1 protein-coding gene is annotated in these 1,147 nt (G+C 71.6%); it reads left to right on the forward strand.

Annotated features, from left to right (window positions below; translation table 11 throughout):
- A partial coding sequence (gene xylB, locus G3N93_RS39910) for a xylulokinase (RefSeq protein WP_206135511.1) occupies positions 1 to 1,147 on the forward strand: 1,147 nt, incomplete at both ends.

The raw sequence follows: 1,147 nt of genomic DNA on the forward strand, positions 1-1,147 counted from the left end.
TCGCGACCCTGCGCGAGCGGCACCGTCAGGCATTCGCGGCCGTGCGCGGCATCGGCCTGTCGGGCCAGATGCACGGCGCGGTGCTGCTCGGGCGCGACGACCGCGTGCTGCGCCCCGCGATCCTGTGGAACGACATGCGCAGCGCCGACGAATGCGCGCTGCTCACCGAACGCGCGCCCGATCTCCACGCACTGGCCGGCAATCTCGCGATGCCGGGCTTCACCGCGCCGAAACTGCTGTGGGTCGCGAAGCACGAACCCGACGTGTTCGCAGCGACCGCCTGCGTGCTGATGCCGAAGGATTACCTGCGGTTCCGGCTGACCGGCGCGAAGGTGTCCGATCCGTCGGACGCGGCCGGCACGCTGTGGCTCGACGTCGCGCGACGCGACTGGTCCGACGCGCTGCTCGCCGCATGCGGGATGACGCGTGACCAGATGCCGCGCATCGTCGAAGGCAATGCGCCGTCCGGCACGCTGCGTGCCGACATCGCCCGCGAACTCGGGCTGTCGGAAGCCGTCGTGGTGGCCGGCGGCGGTGGCGACAACGCGACGAGCGCGCTCGGCATCGGCGCGATCCATGCAGGCGACGGCTTCGTATCGCTCGGCACGTCGGGCGTGCTGAGCGTGGTCGGCGATCGCTTCATGCCGAACCCCGCATCGGCCGTGCATGCGTTCTGCCATGCGATTCCCGATCGCTGGCAATTGATGAGCGTCGTGCTGTCGGCTGCGAGCTGCCTGCGCTGGGTCTGCAAGCTGACCGGCACCGACGAGCCCGCACTGCTCGCCGAAGTCGAGTCGCTCGACGCCGGCGCGCTCGCGACGGCGCCGCTGTTCCTGCCCTACCTGTCCGGCGAGCGCACGCCGCACAACGACCCGTACGCGCAGGGCGTGTTCTTCGGGATGACGCATGCGACCGAACGCGCGCACCTCGGCTACGCGGTGCTCGAAGGCGTGACGCTCGGCCTCGCCGACGGTCTCGACGCGCTGCATGCGGCCGGCGTCGAAACCGACCAGCTGTCGCTGATCGGCGGCGGCGCGCGCAGCGCGTTCTGGGCGCAGTTGATCGCCGATGCGCTCAACGTACGCACGCGCCAGCACGGCGGCGGCGAAACGGGCGCGGCGCTCGGTGCGGCCCGGCTCGGCTGGCT

The organism is Burkholderia sp. Se-20378, assembly GCF_017104665.1.
GTDB lineage: Bacteria > Pseudomonadota > Gammaproteobacteria > Burkholderiales > Burkholderiaceae > Burkholderia > Burkholderia lata.